The organism is Pseudomonas sp. Marseille-QA0892 (assembly GCF_054950135.1).
Map to the genome: position 1 here is coordinate 3,247,117 of NZ_CM143104.1, position 16,550 is coordinate 3,263,666.

Genomic DNA, 16,550 nt, shown 5'->3' on the forward strand with positions numbered 1-16,550 from the left:
GCAGACAGGGGCGAGAGATCGCCCCTTCTTTTTTCGATTATGAAGCTCAACGTCAATCAGCTCAGCAAACATCTCAAGGGCACGCTGTCGCCTGTCTATGTGGTCAGCGGCGACGAAGCACTGCTGTGCCAGGAAGCCTGCGATGCGATCCGCGCAGCGACCCGCGCACAGGGTTTCAGTGAGCGGCAGGTCTTCAACGCCGAGAATGGGTTCGACTGGTCGCAACTGCTGGAGGCGGGTGCGAGCCTTTCGCTGTTCGCCGACAGACGCCTGATCGAGCTGCGAATTCCCAACGGCAAGCCAGGTGACAAGGGCGCTGCTGCACTACTCCAATACCTGGCAAGGCCTGCCGAAGATACACTGCTGCTGATTACGCTGCCCAAACTCGACGGCAGCGCGCAAAAGACCAAGTGGGCCAAGGCCCTTATCGACGGCAACGAGACCCAGTTCGTGCAGGTCTGGCCGGTCGACGCCCACCAGCTGCCCCAGTGGATTCAGCAACGCCTCGCCCAGGTCGGGCTGTCTGCCACGCCGGAGGCGCTCGATATGATCTCCGCCCGGGTCGAGGGCAATCTTCTCGCAGCCGCGCAGGAAATCGAGAAACTGACATTGCTCGCTGAGAACGGCCAGGTCGATGTGGAGACGGTTCAGGCGTCCGTAGGGGACAGCGCACGTTACGATGTCTTCGGGCTCATCGATGCGGTACTCAACGGCGAAGCCGCCCATGCCCTGCGCATGCTTGAGGGCCTCCGAGGCGAAGGCACGGAGCCCCCTGTCATCCTATGGGCCCTTGCGCGCGAACTTCGCCTGATGCTCAACCTTGCTCAAATGCACGCACAAGGCGTCCCGCTCGACCGCGCATTTTCCCAGGTGCGTCCGCCCGTCTGGGACAAGCGGCGCCCTCTGGTCAGCAAGGCATTGAAGCGCAACGACGCCGGCCGCTGGCAGCTCATGCTGGTCCAAGCTCAAGAGATCGACGCCCGGATCAAGGGCCAAAGCCAAGGGTCGCCCTGGACTGGCCTTTCGAGTCTCTGCCTGCAGATGGCAGGAAAACGCTTGCCCATTTGACGCTACGCCTCACGAAGTCCGCGGCTCATGAGGCGTTTTCGGCCATTGCCAAAGGTCGGTGGTTCGATTCGGCCCAAGGCCGCCTGTGATACACTGCCGCTCAGCCACATCCCTCCCCTCGCCCACGAAGTCCTACCGGAGCCGAGATTTTCGATGTCCGATACCACCTCGCCCAAGCCTGTCTCCAGCGGTGAAAAGTTCAAGACCGCACATGGGATCACCGCGATCAAGGACGGCCAGAAGCGCCGCGCTTCGGCCGAACCGACCGTCTTCGAGCCCAAGCCCAGCTGGTTGCGCGTAAAGGCGCCGAGCGGCAGCCGCTTTGAGGCGGTCAAGCGCAACGTGGGCGAACATCGACTGAGCACCGTCTGTCAGGAGTCTCACTGCCCCAACATGGGCGAGTGCTGGTCCAACGGCACGGCAACGATCATGCTGATGGGGTCAGTCTGTACGCGTGCATGCCGATTCTGTGCCGTCGACACCGGTAATCCCAATGGCTGGCTCGACCTCGAAGAACCTCAGAACACGGCAAAGTCCGTTGAGCTTATGGCGCTGCGCTACATCGTGCTGACGTCAGTGGACCGGGACGATCTCCCAGACGGAGGCGCAGCCCACTACGCGGACTGTGTGCGGGCTATCAAAGCCAATACGCCGCACGTCGTCGTCGAGGCGCTTACACCTGACTTCGATGGAGATGCCGAGGCAATCGAGCGCGTTGTGGATTCCGGGCTCGAAGTGTTCGCTCAAAACGTGGAGACGGTGAAACGGCTGACGCACGTGGTACGGGATCCTCGCGCAGGTTACGAGAAAACCCTGAACGTGCTGGAGCACGCCAAGCGCCATCGCCCGGACGTGCTGACGAAGACCAGCCTGATGCTGGGCCTGGGCGAAACGGATGAAGAGATTCTGGAGACCATGGATGATCTGCGCGCAATCGGCGTCGACATCCTGACACTGGGCCAATATCTGCAGCCGACTCGCAATCACTTGCCTGTCAAACGCTGGGTCAGCCCGGATGAATTCAACCGTTTCCGCGAAATTGGCCTCGAGAAGGGCTTCATGGAAGTCGCGGCTGGCCCTCTTGTACGTTCCAGCTACCGGGCAGACCGAGTGTTTGAAAAGAACAACCTCGGCCTTGCTGCACCGGTCCCCGTGCCGGGCCAACAGACTGAAACGAACCTCATCCCGACGCTCAGCGTGAGCTGAACCTCCGGCACACCCTACGGTCATCTGGCGTGCAGGATGTGGCGGATGAGGAAGTCTCCCCTCGCTCGCATTTGGCTGGTAAGTAGCTCAGCAGGGCTACGTCCGGCAGGAGCACCAGAGTACTCACAGGCAAGCAGCGCAGTCGCTGTCAGCCTGCCGGATAGCCCAATCGCTGCCTCAGGGCTACCTCGAGGCGCTCCACAACCTCGTCGAACGGCACAGCCTGTTCGATAAGATCGCGGAGCTGGACCATTTTCAGGCCCGCGTAGCCGCAAGGATTGATACGCTGGAACGGCGACATGTCCATGTCGACATTAAGGGCCAGACCGTGGAACGAGCATCCCCGGCGAACCCGGAGGCCCAACGAAGCGATCTTGTTTCCGTCTACGTAGACCCCCGGCGCGTCTGGCTTTGGCGCCGCACTGACGCCATAGGTTGCCAGCAGGTCCACCAGGCTTTGTTCCATGGCGGTGACCAACTCGCGCACGCCTAGCCCCAAGCGTCGTAGATCGAGCATTAGATAAGCGACGAGCTGCCCGGGGCCGTGGTAGGTCACCTGTCCGCCGCGCTCCACCTGGATGACGGGAATATCGCCCGGAGCCAGCAGGTGTTCGGGTTTCCCTGCCTGCCCCTGAGTAAACACGCTCTGGTGTTGCAGAAGCCAGATCTCGTCAGGCGTTTGCTCATCGCGCTCGGCTGTCAGGCGGCGCATGGCGTCGAGCGTTGGCTCGTACTCAACCAACCCGAGATGACGAACGATGAGCGGAGCTGCCACTACAGCACCATCTGTACGCGGCCGGTCGCACGCAGATCGTTGTGGATGGCCTGGAGCTGATCAACGCCCGTGGCGGTGATCAACAGCTGCACGGAAAGGAAGCGGCCGTTACGGCTATCGCGAGTTACGAGGGTGCCTTCATCAAGATCAGGGGCGTGGCGTTTGAGCACCTCCACGACCATCTCGGTGAAGCCCTCACCAGCGTCGCCGATCACCTTGATGGGATAGCGCTCGCAGGGAAATTCGATCTTTGGAGGTTGTACTTCGGTATCGGACATGACGACGGGCTCTTATCCCGTGTGCCGCGCGCGGGGCCCCCTTGGGGCAGCCACGCGCAGGCATGGAGGGTTAGTTGAACAAACCGTAGATGAACAGGCGGATGCTATCCCACACGCGGCGGAAGAAACCACCTTCCTCGACCGGCTCGAGTGCGATGAGATCGGCGGTGTGAACGACCTGCTCGCCGTTACGCACCTCGACCTTGCCAATCACGGCGCCCTGCTCGATCGGTGCAACCAGATCAGGATTGACGGTCATCGAGGCAGCAAGCTTCTCGGCCTGCCCTTTCGGCAACGTCATGGTCAGGTCTTGCGCGAGGCCAGCCTTGACCTGCGGCACCGCCCCTTTCCATACACGCGCTTCGGCCAACTCGGTGCCCTTCTTGTAGAAGGTGCGTGTTTCGAAGAAACGGAAGCCATAAGTCAGCAGCTTTTGCGTTTCGGCCGCACGTGCCTGCTCGCTGTTCGTACCGAACACGACGGCGATCAGCCGCTGACCGTCGCGCACGGCTGATGCCACGAGGCAGTAGCCGGCTTCTTCGGTATGACCGGTTTTCAGGCCGTCGACGGTATTGTCGCGCCACAGCAGCAGGTTGCGGTTAGGCTGCTTGATGTTGTTCCAGAAGAACTCTTTCTGCTTGTAGATCGCGTAATGCGCCGGATCCTCATTGATGATGGCCTGGGCGAGAATGGCCATGTCATGCGCGGAGGAATAGTGGTTTGGATCAGGCCAGCCAGTGGCATTCATGAAGTGGGTGTTCTTCATACCCAGTCGCTGGGCTGCCGAATTCATCATGTCGGCAAACGCGTCCTCGCTGCCGGCGATGTGCTCGGCCACGGCTACGCTCGCATCGTTACCGGACTGGATGATGATGCCGTGGAGCAGGTCGATCAGGGACACCTCCTTGCCGACCTCGATGAACATCTTGGAGCCACCCATCCGCCAGGCACGCTCGCTGACGCGAACCATGTCGGATTCCTTGATCTGACCACGGTTGATTTCCAGCGTGGCGATGTAGGCGGTCATGAGCTTGGTCAGGCTCGCAGGCGGCAGGCGCTCGTCCGAGTTGTTCTCGACCAAGATGTTCCCGCTGGCTGCATCCATCAGCAGATAGGATTTGGCAGCCAGTTGTGGAGCGGCAGGGACGACTTGCGCCGAAGCCCAGGTGACCGGCAATACGCTCATGACGACGAGCAGGGTGATACGTTTGGCAAAGCTGGTGATGTTCATCCGTTTCTCTGGCTTGAAGTCTAAAGGTCGAACACTTCTGTGGCACCTACACCTCGAGGGCTCGGCGCCGAGGGCGGTCAATCCGGCTTGACCAGGGTTGGCTGTCCGAGGTTGGCCAACCGAAGGCTGTCCTGCAATTGCCGGGCTTCATCCTGGGACTGTAATGGCCCCAGCCTTACCCGATGCAGTGTCTGCTGATTGCGCACGACCGAGTCAATGAAGACCGGAGCATGCGTGGTCTGGCTCAGCTTGTCCTTGAGCAATTCCGCCGCGTCCGGGTTGGCAAAGGCGCCGACCTGAACGAACAGGCCTGCCGCATCGCCGATCGATTGCGCCTGGCGAGCCACCTGCGAAGGCTGCGTAGGCGCCGCATGCTGCTGAGGGGGCGGAGTATAGTTTTCTACGGTGCGGCTTGCGACCATCGGCGCTGGCGGTACCAGCCCCTTGTCGCTGGCCGGTACGGGACGTCCCTGCTGTGCCCACCACTGAACGGGGTCGACGCCCTCAACGCGTACGTGTGCAGTACCGGTCTCCGCATATCCCAGCTTCTTGGCCGCCGCGAAGGACAGGTCGATGACCCGGTCGGAGTAAAACGGCCCGCGATCGTTCACACGCAGAATGACAGTGCGACCATTGTCCAGATTGGTGACCTTGACGTAGCTTGGCAGCGGTAACGTCTTGTGTGCGGCGGTCATGCCATAGAGGTCGTATGTCTCGCCATTGGCGGTCGCCTGCCCGTGAAATTTCGTGCCATACCAGGACGCTGTTCCCGTCGCCCGGTAGTTGCGCGACTCATTGATCGGGTAATAAGTCTTGCCGAGTACTGTATAGGGGTTGGCCTTGTACGGCCCGTAGTGCGGCATGGGGACAGCGTCAGGAATCTGCGACACATCGACGTCCCACCATGGCGCGCCATCCTTGTGCGGGCGCGCATAAGGGCTGGTCGACCCTTGCTGTTGCTGTGTGGGAACCGAAGCGCGCTGGCTCGAGCAGCTGGCTACCATCAGCCCGACGGCGCCGATGGCAACCAGGCGGAACAGGTGAGTACGCATCAATGCTTGCCTCGTGCTTCTTGGAGTTTCTGGGAGAGCTGGTAGACCGCCATGGCGTACATGGCGCTGCGGTTGTAACGGGTAATGGTGTAGAAATTCGGATGACCGAGCCAGTACTCCGGACCGTTCTCGCCTTCTAAACGAAACGCTGTCAGCGGGATGTCAGCTTCGACAGGCCTTTCCGCTGTCCACCCCTTTGCCTTCAGTTCAGCATAGGTCGTACTTGGGTCCAGCCCCGGGCTCAGCCCTTCATCGGCGCGGCTTCCCGATACGCTCGCTCGGGTCGCGACGGCAGCACCCGGCGTCCAGCCATGCGCCTTGAAATAGCTGGCGACGCTACCGATCGCATCATCCGGATCGCTCCAGATATTGATGTGGCCGTCTCCGTCGAAGTCCACGGCATATGCGCGAAAGCTACCTGGCATGAACTGCGGCAGGCCCATAGCGCCCGCGTAGGAGCCTTTCAGGCTAAGCGCATCCACCTGTTGCTCGCGGACGAGCATCAGATATTCGCGTAGTTGCTGGCAGAAAAAAGTGGCGCGTGGCGGGTAATCGAAGCACAGCGTCGAAAGCGCATCCATGACACGATAGCTGCCGGTATTACGGCCATAGAACGTCTCGACCCCGATGATGGCCACAATGATCTGCGCGGGCACACCGTATTCGGCTTCCGCACGCTTGAGCACTTCTTCGTGCTGGCGCCAGAAATCGACACCCTGAGCAATGCGTGCCTCAGCTATGAACATCGGCCGGTATTCTTTCCAGGGGCGGACGCGCTCGGCCGGACGCGAGATCGCATCCAGAATGGCCTGTTTGCGCTCGACGTCCTTGAAGAGCGAGGTGAGCTGCTCGGATGCGAACCCGTAATTGCGAGACATGTCATCGATGAATGCCTTCACCTCGGGCTTTTGATCGTAGTCACGCGCGATCGCAAGGGGAGCAGCAGCGGCCGATATAACCAAGGCGGCAATCGATAATGCGAGCCGGAAGGACGGTGATTGCATGCGATTCCTTCTTGTTTTCAAGTCTGTGCAATCCATTTCCTGTGCGTTTGGATTGCCATGAGAATCCCGAACGCTGACAGCAGCGTGACCACGTGGGTGCCGCCGTAACTAATGAAGGGAAGCGGAACGCCTACCACTGGAAGCAGACCGCTAACCATCCCGATGTTGATGAATACGTAGACGAAGAAGGTCATCGTCAGCCCGCCCGCCAGCAGCTTCCCGAACAGCGTCTGGGCGTTCGCGGTGATCACGAGCCCACGAAGGATAAGCAGCATGTAGATCACCAGCAGCAGGCTCACACCAACCAGACCGAACTCCTCGCTGAGCACCGCGATGATAAAGTCCGTGTGACTTTCGGGCAAAAAATCCAGATGGGATTGCGTGCCCAACAGCCACCCCTTGCCGAACACGCCGCCCGAGCCAATTGCGGCCTTGGACTGGATGATGTTCCAACCGCTGCCAAGCGGGTCGCTTTCCGGGTCCAGGAAGGTATGGATCCGGCGCTTTTGATAATCGTGGAGCACGAAATACCACATGCCAACCGCCACCGGCACGGCGGCGGTGATCGCACCGATCAGCCAGCGCCAGGGCAACCCTGCCATGAAGATCACGAACGCGCCTGACGCCAGGATCAGCATGGATGTGCCGAGATCAGGCTGCTTGAGAATCAGCACGAAGGGCACACCGATCATCACGAGGCTGATCACCACGTGTTTCAGACGGGGTGGGAGGTTGTATCGGGACAAATACCAGGCGATCGTCGCCGGCATGATGATCTTCATGAATTCCGAAGGCTGGAAGCGGATGACACCGGGGATATTGATCCACCGCGTCGCGCCCATTGCGGTGTGGCCCATCACCTCGACCACTACCAGCAAACTGACGCCGATTGCGTAGCCCAGCGGGACCCAGCGCGCCATGAAGCGCGGCTCGAACTGGGCAATCACGATCATGGCGACCATGCCGATGCCGAACGAAGAGGCCTGCTTTGCCAGCAAATCCCAGTGTCGGCCGCTCGCCGAATAGAGCACGAAGAGGCTGCCGACGCCCAAGATCAGGAGAATGAGTAGCAACCAACCATCGATGTGCAGTCGCTGTAAAAGCGTTGACCGACGCTTGAGCACGTCCTCGGTCGACAACGTACGGTCGAAATTACTCATGGTGTCCACTGGTGTGCTCCGCCATGGGCAAAGGGGGCCTGAATTCTGGTTTCAGATGGCCAGTCTCGTCGAGCAGCCAGGCATCCATGACCTGCTTGACGACCGGAGCCGCAACGCCTGAGCCGGACTCCCCGTTCTCGACCATGGCCGCGACCACGATCTTGGGATCATCCGCAGGCGCGAAGGCCACGAACAGGGCATGATCCCGGTGGCGCTCGGCCAATGCCGCGCTGTTGTATTTCTCACCCTGCCGGATGGCGACCACCTGGGCGGTACCGCTCTTGCCCGCGATGCGATACGCGGCTGTGTTGCCTACCTTACGCGCGGTACCCCGCTCGCTGTGCATCACGTCCTCCATGCCCTGGCGTGCGAAATCCCAGAACCGATCGTCACGCAGCACGACATCCGGCATCGGATCCGGGTCGACAGGCTTTTCACCATCGATGACCTTGGCCAGGTGCGGACGGATCCACTTGCCATGAGTGGCGACGAGGCTGATCGACTGTGCCAATTGCAACGGCGTAACCTGCATGTATCCCTGGCCGATCCCAAGGATCAGCGTCTCGCCAGGGAACCAGGGTTGCTTGTAACGTGCACGCTTCCAATCCCGCGACGGCATGAGGCCAGCCGTTTCCTCGAACATGTCCAACGCAACGCGCTGGCCCAGGCCGAAGCGACTCATGTAGTCGTACATGCGATCGATGCCCATCTTGTGGGCGAGGTCGTAGAAGTAGGTGTCGTTGGAACGAGCGATGGCCAGACGCAAGTCAACCCATCCATCACCGCTACGGTTCCAGTTACGGTATTTGTGATCGTAATTCGGCAGTTGATAGAAACCTGGGTCGAAGACGCGCGTCGTAGGCGTGACCACTCCGGCATCGAGCCCGGCCACGGCGACAACCGGCTTGATAGTCGAGCCTGGCGGATACAGGCCACGCAGTACGCGGTTGTACAACGGCCGATCAATGGAGTCGCGCAACTCGGCATATGCCTTGAAGCTGATACCGGTCACGAACGGGTTGGGATCGAAACTGGGCTGGCTCACCATAGCCAACACCTCCCCCGTCGAGGGCTCGAGCGCTACGATCGCGCCACGACGACCACCAAGCGCCTCCTCAGCGGCTTCTTGGAGGCGCGAATCCAGTGAGAGCTGAATGTCCTTGCCCGGCTTGGGGTCGGTGCGATTCAGAACGCGAAGCACTCGCCCGCGGGCGTTGGTTTCGACTTCCTCATACCCAACCTCTCCGTGGAGTTCGTCTTCGTAGAAGCGTTCGATGCCGGTCTTGCCGATGTGGTGCGTGCCGCTGTAATTGACCGGATCGAGCTTTTTCAACTCTTGCTCGTTGATGCGGCCAACATAGCCCACCGAATGGGCAAAATGCGCACCCAGTGGATAGTGACGGACCAACTGCGCGGCGACATCCACACCTGGGAGCCGGAACTGGTTCACCGCAATGCGTGCAATCTGCTCTTCGGACAACTCGAAATAGATCGGCACGGGTTCGAACGGCCGCCGCCCCTGCCGAAGCCGTTTCTCGAAGAGTTCGCGATCTTCCTGTGTGAGGCCAAGCACCTCGACGATGGTATCGAGGACCTGCTCCCATTTACCGGCACGCTCCCGTGTAAGCGTGAGGCTGAAACTCGGCCGATTGTCGGCAAGAATGACGCCGTTACGGTCATAGATCAGCCCGCGGTTGGGCGGGATCGGCTGTACATGGACACGGTTGTTTTCAGACAGTGTCGAGTGGTACTCGTACTGGATCACCTGCAGGTAATACATCCGTGCGAACAGCACGATCGTGAGCAGGAGAACGCCGATGCCGCCGGCCACCACGCGCTTCCGCACCAGGCGGGCGTCCTTTTCATGATCCTTGAGGCGTATCGGCTGCGGCATTGCGAACGGTACTACTTGTGGTAGGGGTGCCCAGACAGCACGGTCCAGGCGCGGTAGATCTGTTCCCCCACCAGCACCCGCACCAGAGGATGAGGAAGCGTTAGCGGGGATAGCGACCAGCGTTGCTCACTGCGGGCGCATACTTCAGGCGCCAGGCCTTCGGGCCCGCCCACCATGAGATTTACCGTCCGCGCATCCAGCCTCCAGCGGTCCAGCTCAGCGGCTAGCTGCTCGGTGCTCCAGGGTCGGCCCTGGACCTCCAGCGTGACGACCCGCTCGCCCGGCTGAACCTTGCCGAGCATGGCCTCACCTTCCTGTCGGATGAGCCGTGCGACATCGGCATTTTTGCCGCGCGTATTGAGCGGGATCTCGACCAGTTCAAGGCTGAGCTCCGCTGGCAACCGCTTGACGTACTCGTGCCAGCCCTCCTCAACCCATCGAGGCATCTTGGAACCCACTGCAATCAGCCGGAGACGCACGACGAACGCTCCTTATTCGCTGGCTTGCGCTCGGCTCTGCTCAGCCCCCTGCCACAGGCGCTCAAGGTCATAGAACTGGCGTGTCGCTGTCTGCATCACATGGACCACCACGTCGCCGAGGTCGAGCAAGGCCCACTCGCCGCTCTCCAGACCTTCACTGCCCAGCGGGCGGACGCCCTGCTCCTTGACCTTCTCGATCACGTTCTCGGCCAGCGACTTCACGTGACGGCTGGATGTACCGCTGGCAATCACCATGTAGTCGGTAACACTGGTCTTGCCACGCACGTCGATCGTGAGGATTTCCTGACCTTTCAGATCTTCCAGCGCTTCGACTGCCAGCTGTACCAATTGCTCGTTTTGCATGTTTACGTCTTTACCTCAGTTCGAGGACGCCGGGTAAAGCCCCTGCGCCTGTATATAGTTCAGCACGGCGTCCGGCGTGAGAAAGCGGATGGACCGCCCAGCCCGACGACGTTCGCGTATATGTGTCGCGGAAATCTCCAGTGGCGTTTGCCAGATGAAGGAGATCTGCCCGGCCGCGCCCTTGAGCGTCAAAGGATCACTGATACTTCGCGCGGCGACGAGGTTCCGGAGTTCTTCCGGCGCCTCGGTATTGGCGTCCGGCCGCTGCAGGACCAGGATGTGACACAGGTTCAACAACTCTTCCCAGCGATACCAGCCCGGCAGGCCGCAAAAAGCGTCCCAACCAAGCACCAGCAACAGTTGCACCGAATTCCCCAACTCCTGACGCAGCGACTCGAGTGTCTCCACGCTGTAGGAAGGGCGCTCTCGTTTGAGCTCCCGGTCATCAACCGCCAGCCCGTCGACGCCTGCTACGGCCAGCTCGACCATCCGCAGCCGGTGCGTTGCGGCCGTCTGCGGCTGCCCACGGTGCGGTGGCCGGGCACTGGGTATGAGACGCAGCTCATCCAGGCCCAGGAATTCGATCACTTCCACGGCCGCACGGAGGTGACCGATATGAATGGGATCGAAGGTTCCTCCCAATAGCCCGATGCGTCGAGAACCGCTCATCAAGTCCGCACGTGCCCGTCGCCGAACACGACATATTTTTCGCTGGTCAACCCTTCGAGACCGACCGGACCACGCGCGTGAAGCTTGTCCGTAGAAATACCGATTTCCGCCCCAAGCCCATATTCGAAGCCATCGGCGAAGCGCGTCGAAGCGTTCACCATCACCGAACTTGAATCGACTTCGCTCAGGAACCGACGCGCATCGCTGAAATGCTCGGTGACAATCGCATCGGTGTGGTGGGAGCCGTAGTGGTTGATGTGCGCAATCGCTTCGTCCAACGAGGACAGGATACGGATCGCCAGGATCGGCGCGTTGTACTCCGCGAACCAGTCATCTTCGGTTGCGGCCAATACGCCTTGCCCCAGCAGCTCACACGTCCGTCGACAGCCCCGGAGCTCTACGCCCTTTTCGCGATAGATCTTGGCTAACTCAGGCAGGATCGCCTCGGCCCGGTCTTCATGGACAAGCAGGGTCTCCATGGTATTGCAGGGCGCGTAGCGCTGGGTCTTCGCGTTATCGGCGATGCGTATCGCCTTCACGGCATCCGCGGCCTGATCAATGTAGACGTGACACACGCCGTCCAGATGCTTGATCACCGGAACCCGGGCATCGCGGCTGATACGCTCGATGAGCCCCTTGCCACCGCGCGGCACGATTACATCGACAAATTCGGGCATGGCGATAAGCATCCCGACCGCTTCTCGATTAGTAGTCTCAACGACCTGTACGGCGGCCGAAGGCAAACCGGTTTTGGACAGCCCGACATGAATGCACCGTGCGATCGCCTGGTTCGAAAGAATCGCCTCGGAGCCGCCCCGCAAGATCGTTGCATTACCTGACTTCAAGCACAGGCTGGCGGCATCGATCGTCACGTTGGGCCGCGATTCATAGATGATACCGACGACACCGAGGGGGACGCGCATCTTGCCAACCTGGATGCCAGACGGCAGGAATCGCATGTCCCGAATTTCGCCGATGGGATCGGGCAGCTTGGAAACCTGACGAAGCCCTTCAATCATGCCATCGATGCGCGCTGGGGTAAGCGCAAGGCGGTCCAGCATGGCTGCGTCCAGCCCACGCGCACGGGCATTCTCGAGGTCTTTTCCATTCGCCGCCTCGAGCTCGCCACGCGCAGCATCCAGCGCATCGGCTATCGCATCGAGCGCTGCGTTCTTGTCGGCGGTCGTGGCACGAGCAAGCGCTCGCGATGCTTCGCGAGCGGCCCGTCCCAGCCGGGTCATGTAGTCGTGTACGGACTCGCTCATGGCGTCTGCATCCGGCTATCCAAAAAGGGGCTGATTATAGCCGCGACCGGCGGCCACGGACAGCAGAGAGGGGCAGACGGTCCAAGTAAAAGCTTGGTAAATCTGCGCATTCGCCACGCACGCTCGACTGATACTATTGGGCCATGATCCAAAGAGGTCGAGGTCCACGGAATGATCATCGGAACCGGAATGCCGGTTCCGCTCTCGAACAACGATTGCGCTTCGCCTGAGTTTCAACATGTCGTCCTACATTCAAAGCATCAACGCCTGGCTGTCCAGCAATCCTGAGTGGCTGGGCGTTGTTCTCTTCGCGGGTGCGTTCTTCGAATGCCTTGCCATCGCAGGCCTGCTCATTCCTGGCACCGTACTGCTTTTTGCACTCGGTGTACTTGCTGGCAACGGCGTGCTGAGCCTGAGTGAAACACTCATCCTGGCGTTCGCCGGCGGCTTGCTCGGTGACATCGTTTCCTACGGCCTGGGCCGCCGATTCCATGGGAGCATCCGCCAGTTCCCCCTGCTTCGCAGACATCCGCAATGGCTCGATCATGCCGAGCGCCATATCGAACGCTATGGAATCATCAGCCTGCTCATTGGTCGATTCATCGGCCCACTGCGACCAATGCTTCCGATGCTCGCGGGCATGCTGAGCATGCCTTTCATCCGTTTCGTTCTGGTCAGCGTCGTTGCCTCCGCTGGCTGGGCCATTGCCTATATGCTGCCCGGATGGAGCGCGGGCGCGGCACTTCGCCTGCCACTTCCGCCGGGCTTCTGGCCGGAAGCAGCCGTCGTTGTCGGCACGCTTATTGTTGCACTCGGCATTTGCATCCAGCAGGCCATGACCGGAAAGCACTACGCAACGATCCTTACTTGCGGAGTCTGCGCCGTGCTTTTCGTCGCCCTGATGCTCGCCCTTCAGCATTTCAAGTCGCTGGACCAAGGCATCATTTCAGTGATCCAGGAAGCGCGAGAGCCCAGCTGGGATCGTGTGATCGCCTTCATCACCGGCCTTGGAGACTTCAAGGCGCAGCTGCTCGCAGGCATCGCGGCGTGCCTGGTGCTGCTGTTCTCGCGAGAATGGCGAGCCTTGGCGTTCGCAGGATTCACCGGATTGGGCACAGCGGTTGCGAACGGATTGATCAAGCATACGCTCGAGCGTACCCGGCCGGAGGTTCTGGTCGACCCGCTGCACACGTTCAGCTTTCCAAGCGGCCATAGCTCTGCGTCCTTCGCCTTCTGCCTTACCCTGGGGGTGCTTGCCGGACGAGGCCAGGCGGCACGCCTTCGCCTGACCTGGCTATTGGTAGCGAGCCTACCAGCGGTTCTGATCGCCGCAAGCCGTATATATCTGGGTGTCCATTGGCCGACCGACATCATTGCAGGGGCCCTGCTAGCTGGCTTCTTCTGTTCGCTCAGCCTGTTCCTGAGTGAACGCGTTACGCCTATGCAGCCCCTGCCCGCCCGTCGCTGGGCCCTACTGTTGCCACTGAGCCTAACGGTGCTGGTGCTTTTTGCGCTGTGGGTATTCCCTTACAACCTCGAACTGTACCGCTACCAGTAAATCAGCCGTCGCTCCCTTCATGTTGCAGGTTCTCGACGAGAACCTGAATCTGCGCAAGGCGGCGCACCGGGTCGGTCTGCACAAGCAACTGGAGCTTTTCCTCTGGACTGAACGGCAATAGATAGGCCAATTGATTGGCCAGTGCATGCTGCCCTTCGACGGCGCCGCCCATACCCAGGTCTGCCACGAGGGGATGGCCTGCCAAGGCGCGAAGCAAAGCCATCAGGTCCGCGTGCTCATCGGTGATAGGCCGATCAGCCACCTCGCCCAGCCAATCCACTTCGGCCACCGTCAGCTGGTCGCGCTCAACGTCGGCACGATTGACGCGAAAGCGCCGCCCCCCCTCAACGCGAATGCCAAGCAACCCATTGCTACGTTGCTGCCAATCCCGAATGATTGCCTCGCATCCAACAGCCGAAAACCGGTTTGCCGCTTCACCGACCTCCTCGCCCTCCAGGATACAGACCACACCGAAACCACTATCCTGTTTCATGCATCGACTGATCATGTCCAGGTAACGGGCCTCGAATATCTGAAGATCGAGCATGCAGCCTGGGAACAGCACCGTATTGAGGGGAAATAGCGGAAGCATCGTCTCTCCTGTCGCGCCGGTCAGGCGATTATCGCGACCATCAGTGGCAGCAGAACCGCCGTGGCCACGCCCATGAGGCTCATGGACAATGCGGCCAATGCACCACACTCCTCGCTCTCCTGCAAGGCACGCGCGGTGCCGACCGCATGCGCGGTCAAGCCGAGCGCCAGCCCTACGGCGGCAATATGGCGGACGCCGCACATGCGCAACAAACCTGGGCCGATGATTGCACCGAGCACGCCCGTGATGAGTACGAAGACGGCCGCAAGCGCCGCATCCCCTCCCATTTCATCGGCGACCAGCATGGCGATCGGCGATGTCACGGACTTCGGCAGCAAGCTCATCGTCATGACGGGGCCCAGATCGAGCGCCCAGGCAAGCACTGCAATGGCACCTGTCGCGAAACATCCGCCCACCACCAACGTGATCATGATGGGCCAGAATAGCTGCCGAATTCGCCGCAAATTGAGATAGAGCGGGACTGCAAGTGCAATCGTCGCCGGCCCAAGCAAGATCGTCATGATCGACACGCTTTCGCGGTAATCTGCATACGCAATGCCGCAGCTGAGCAATACCCCAACGACCAACAATACCGAAAGCAGCACCGGCTGGAGGAAGACCCAACGTGTACGCTCGTATGCGGCAAGCGCCACCTGGTACGCCGCGAGCGTTATACCAATGCCAAACAGCGGATGCTGCACGATGGCTAACCATGCGCCATGCCAATTCGGATTCATGACTGCCCCCGGCGACGAGCCTGACGTTCACTAAGTGCCTGCATCAGCCAGCCACAAAAGACCATCGAAAGCCCGAGCGACACCACAAGCGCCAGAGCGATTGCCCAGAAGCGCTCCCACAGCGCAGCGCCATACGCCATGATGCCAACCGCAGGCGGAACCAGCAGAAGGGGCAGATAACGCAACAGGCTACTGGCAGCGGCATCGAGCGAAGGCCCGACCTCACCACGAATCAACAAAAATACAAAGAGCGCCACAAGCCCGATAATAGGCGCGGGCAGCATGGGAAGAAGAAGGACATTGATACAAGTGCCCAACAGCTGAAACAGGACAAGCCAGGTCAGACCGCGAAGAAGCATGCGTAAGATCCAGAGCGCACCGGCATGCGCGCCCATGTCGAAGCGTTCACCATCATCGGGCGCAAAAGACGCCCGACACCGCACCACAGTATATCCCCTGTAACGCGGAGACCGGGGAAAGCCAGGCGAGCGGGGGCGATATGCTCATTGCGCGACGCACCCGCATCGCTTGCCGTGGTCCTATTGGAAGAAGCTAAGGGAGGAACGCGTCATGTACCTCACACCGCAACGCGTCCTGATTGCGGGCGCATCAGGCCTCGTTGGCGAACACCTGCTGGACCGCCTGCTCTGCGAACCTACTGTCCAATGTGTATTGGCGCCTACCCGCCGGCCACTGGCGGAACATCCCCATCTAAGAAATCCAATTGGCGAAGATCTCGCCTCGCTATTGGAAGAGGCCGAGCCGGGAATAGACACGGCGTTCTGCTGCCTGGGTACAACTATCGCGAAGGCGGGTTCCGAAGAGGCGTTCAGGTCGATCGATCATGATCTTGTTGTCGAGGTCGGCCGCCGCGCTCGCGCCTTAGGAGCACGGCATTTCATCGTCATCAGCGCCATTGGCGCAGACCCCGATTCCTCGATCTTCTATAACCGCGTCAAAGGCGAGATGGAACAGTCACTCAGAGCACAGGCCTGGCCGCAGCTAACGATCGCGCGACCCTCGCTATTGCTGGGCCTCCGTCAGGAGCGGCGTGTTGTGGAGGCCATCGCTGGCCCGCTCATGAAGCACGTCCCAGGCAAGTGGGGCGCCATCGAAGCCACGCAACTGGCTTGGGCACTATGGCGGTTGGCACTGGAGGACGACGACGGTGTTCGTATCGTAGAGTGCGATGAACTACGACGCCTGGGCAAATAGCAAG

The 16,550-nt window shown here is 60.6% G+C and carries 18 protein-coding genes; 4 read left to right on the forward strand and 14 right to left on the reverse strand.

Features of this window, described 5'->3' with window-relative positions:
- The first annotated feature begins 39 nt into the window (after positions 1–39).
- Together holA and lipA are read left to right on the forward strand one after the other, a co-directional pair.
- On the forward strand, positions 40–1,068 hold the full coding sequence (gene holA, locus ACY8D3_RS15095) for a DNA polymerase III subunit delta (protein ID WP_462379608.1): 1,029 nt from the start codon (positions 40–42) through the stop codon (positions 1,066–1,068).
- A 153-nt stretch (positions 1,069–1,221) separates the two neighbouring features.
- The gene (gene lipA / locus ACY8D3_RS15100; protein WP_462379609.1) at positions 1,222–2,274 is read left to right on the forward strand and encodes a lipoyl synthase; all 1,053 of its coding nucleotides are present in this window, start codon (positions 1,222–1,224) and stop codon (positions 2,272–2,274) included.
- A 148-nt stretch (positions 2,275–2,422) separates the two neighbouring features.
- Here lipA and lipB read toward each other — a convergent pair whose 3' ends face one another.
- From lipB to ACY8D3_RS15155, 11 genes are all read right to left on the reverse strand, one after another.
- Complete coding sequence (lipB, locus tag ACY8D3_RS15105) at positions 2,423–3,049, reverse strand: lipoyl(octanoyl) transferase LipB (RefSeq protein ID WP_462379610.1); 627 nt, start codon at positions 3,047–3,049, stop codon at positions 2,423–2,425.
- The gene (locus ACY8D3_RS15110) at positions 3,049–3,327 is read right to left on the reverse strand and encodes a DUF493 domain-containing protein (protein ID WP_462379611.1); all 279 of its coding nucleotides are present in this window, start codon (positions 3,325–3,327) and stop codon (positions 3,049–3,051) included. The genes lipB and ACY8D3_RS15110 overlap by 1 nt, the downstream gene beginning before the upstream one ends.
- 70 nt (positions 3,328–3,397) lie before the next feature.
- Positions 3,398–4,558: a D-alanyl-D-alanine carboxypeptidase family protein gene (locus ACY8D3_RS15115; RefSeq protein WP_462379612.1), complete on the reverse strand. Its 1,161-nt coding sequence runs from the start codon at positions 4,556–4,558 to the stop codon at positions 3,398–3,400.
- Between the two features lie 77 nt (positions 4,559–4,635).
- The gene (locus ACY8D3_RS15120; protein WP_462379614.1) at positions 4,636–5,610 is read right to left on the reverse strand and encodes a septal ring lytic transglycosylase RlpA family protein; all 975 of its coding nucleotides are present in this window, start codon (positions 5,608–5,610) and stop codon (positions 4,636–4,638) included.
- On the reverse strand, positions 5,610–6,614 hold the full coding sequence (gene mltB / locus ACY8D3_RS15125) for a lytic murein transglycosylase B (protein WP_462379615.1): 1,005 nt from the start codon (positions 6,612–6,614) through the stop codon (positions 5,610–5,612). Before mltB ends, ACY8D3_RS15120 begins: the two co-directional genes overlap by 1 nt.
- Before the next feature lie 17 nt (positions 6,615–6,631).
- Positions 6,632–7,774: a rod shape-determining protein RodA gene (gene rodA / locus ACY8D3_RS15130; protein ID WP_462379616.1), complete on the reverse strand. Its 1,143-nt coding sequence runs from the start codon at positions 7,772–7,774 to the stop codon at positions 6,632–6,634.
- Positions 7,767–9,668: a penicillin-binding protein 2 gene (gene mrdA / locus ACY8D3_RS15135; RefSeq protein WP_462379617.1), complete on the reverse strand. Its 1,902-nt coding sequence runs from the start codon at positions 9,666–9,668 to the stop codon at positions 7,767–7,769. Before mrdA ends, rodA begins: the two co-directional genes overlap by 8 nt.
- 11 nt (positions 9,669–9,679) lie before the next feature.
- Positions 9,680–10,147 carry a 23S rRNA (pseudouridine(1915)-N(3))-methyltransferase RlmH gene (rlmH, locus tag ACY8D3_RS15140; protein WP_462379618.1) on the reverse strand — a complete coding sequence of 156 codons (468 nt, stop codon included), beginning with the start codon at positions 10,145–10,147 and terminating at the stop codon, positions 9,680–9,682.
- Positions 10,148–10,159: 12 nt separating this feature from the next.
- Positions 10,160–10,510, reverse strand: a complete 351-nt coding sequence (gene rsfS / locus ACY8D3_RS15145) for a ribosome silencing factor (protein ID WP_462379619.1) — start codon at positions 10,508–10,510, stop codon at positions 10,160–10,162.
- A gap of 15 nt (positions 10,511–10,525) precedes the next feature.
- On the reverse strand, positions 10,526–11,179 hold the full coding sequence (nadD, locus tag ACY8D3_RS15150; RefSeq protein ID WP_462379621.1) for a nicotinate-nucleotide adenylyltransferase: 654 nt from the start codon (positions 11,177–11,179) through the stop codon (positions 10,526–10,528).
- Positions 11,179–12,444 carry a glutamate-5-semialdehyde dehydrogenase gene (locus ACY8D3_RS15155; RefSeq protein WP_462379623.1) on the reverse strand — a complete coding sequence of 422 codons (1,266 nt, stop codon included), beginning with the start codon at positions 12,442–12,444 and terminating at the stop codon, positions 11,179–11,181. The genes nadD and ACY8D3_RS15155 overlap by 1 nt, the downstream gene beginning before the upstream one ends.
- A gap of 238 nt (positions 12,445–12,682) precedes the next feature.
- On the opposite strand from ACY8D3_RS15155, the gene ACY8D3_RS15160 reads away from it, so the two are divergent.
- On the forward strand, positions 12,683–14,002 hold the full coding sequence (locus ACY8D3_RS15160; protein ID WP_462379624.1) for a bifunctional DedA family/phosphatase PAP2 family protein: 1,320 nt from the start codon (positions 12,683–12,685) through the stop codon (positions 14,000–14,002).
- A 1-nt stretch (position 14,003) separates the two neighbouring features.
- On the opposite strand, the gene ACY8D3_RS15165 is transcribed toward ACY8D3_RS15160, so the two are convergent.
- From ACY8D3_RS15165 to ACY8D3_RS15175, 3 genes are read right to left on the reverse strand one after another with little or no spacing between them, the layout of a single operon-like run.
- On the reverse strand, positions 14,004–14,594 hold the full coding sequence (locus ACY8D3_RS15165) for an LON peptidase substrate-binding domain-containing protein (RefSeq protein WP_462379625.1): 591 nt from the start codon (positions 14,592–14,594) through the stop codon (positions 14,004–14,006).
- A 20-nt stretch (positions 14,595–14,614) separates the two neighbouring features.
- Complete coding sequence (locus tag ACY8D3_RS15170; protein ID WP_462379626.1) at positions 14,615–15,331, reverse strand: LrgB family protein; 717 nt, start codon at positions 15,329–15,331, stop codon at positions 14,615–14,617.
- Entirely contained in the window at positions 15,328–15,690 is a 363-nt protein-coding gene (locus tag ACY8D3_RS15175; RefSeq protein WP_462379627.1) for a CidA/LrgA family protein, read from the reverse strand. Before ACY8D3_RS15175 ends, ACY8D3_RS15170 begins: the two co-directional genes overlap by 4 nt.
- 211 nt (positions 15,691–15,901) lie before the next feature.
- On the opposite strand from ACY8D3_RS15175, the gene ACY8D3_RS15180 reads away from it, so the two are divergent.
- Complete coding sequence (locus tag ACY8D3_RS15180) at positions 15,902–16,546, forward strand: Rossmann-fold NAD(P)-binding domain-containing protein (RefSeq protein WP_462379628.1); 645 nt, start codon at positions 15,902–15,904, stop codon at positions 16,544–16,546.
- Positions 16,547–16,550 lie beyond the last annotated feature (4 nt).

Bases quoted from the DNA above. Each gene is read 5' to 3' on its own strand.
- holA (WP_462379608.1), top strand. From the start codon at position 40: ATGAAGCTCAACGTCAATCAGCTCAGCAAACATCTCAAGGGCACGCTG.
- lipA (WP_462379609.1), top strand. From the start codon at position 1,222: ATGTCCGATACCACCTCGCCCAAGCCTGTCTCCAGCGGTGAAAAGTTC.
- ACY8D3_RS15110 (WP_462379611.1), bottom strand. From the start codon at position 3,327: ATGTCCGATACCGAAGTACAACCTCCAAAGATCGAATTTCCCTGCGAG.
- ACY8D3_RS15115 (WP_462379612.1), bottom strand. From the start codon at position 4,558: ATGAACATCACCAGCTTTGCCAAACGTATCACCCTGCTCGTCGTCATG.
- ACY8D3_RS15120 (WP_462379614.1), bottom strand. From the start codon at position 5,610: ATGCGTACTCACCTGTTCCGCCTGGTTGCCATCGGCGCCGTCGGGCTG.
- mltB (WP_462379615.1), bottom strand. From the start codon at position 6,614: ATGCAATCACCGTCCTTCCGGCTCGCATTATCGATTGCCGCCTTGGTT.
- rodA (WP_462379616.1), bottom strand. From the start codon at position 7,774: ATGAGTAATTTCGACCGTACGTTGTCGACCGAGGACGTGCTCAAGCGT.
- mrdA (WP_462379617.1), bottom strand. From the start codon at position 9,668: ATGCCGCAGCCGATACGCCTCAAGGATCATGAAAAGGACGCCCGCCTG.
- rsfS (WP_462379619.1), bottom strand. From the start codon at position 10,510: ATGCAAAACGAGCAATTGGTACAGCTGGCAGTCGAAGCGCTGGAAGAT.
- nadD (WP_462379621.1), bottom strand. From the start codon at position 11,179: ATGAGCGGTTCTCGACGCATCGGGCTATTGGGAGGAACCTTCGATCCC.
- ACY8D3_RS15155 (WP_462379623.1), bottom strand. From the start codon at position 12,444: ATGAGCGAGTCCGTACACGACTACATGACCCGGCTGGGACGGGCCGCT.
- ACY8D3_RS15160 (WP_462379624.1), top strand. From the start codon at position 12,683: ATGTCGTCCTACATTCAAAGCATCAACGCCTGGCTGTCCAGCAATCCT.
- ACY8D3_RS15165 (WP_462379625.1), bottom strand. From the start codon at position 14,594: ATGCTTCCGCTATTTCCCCTCAATACGGTGCTGTTCCCAGGCTGCATG.
- ACY8D3_RS15170 (WP_462379626.1), bottom strand. From the start codon at position 15,331: ATGAATCCGAATTGGCATGGCGCATGGTTAGCCATCGTGCAGCATCCG.
- ACY8D3_RS15175 (WP_462379627.1), bottom strand. From the start codon at position 15,690: ATGCTTCTTCGCGGTCTGACCTGGCTTGTCCTGTTTCAGCTGTTGGGC.
- ACY8D3_RS15180 (WP_462379628.1), top strand. From the start codon at position 15,902: ATGTACCTCACACCGCAACGCGTCCTGATTGCGGGCGCATCAGGCCTC.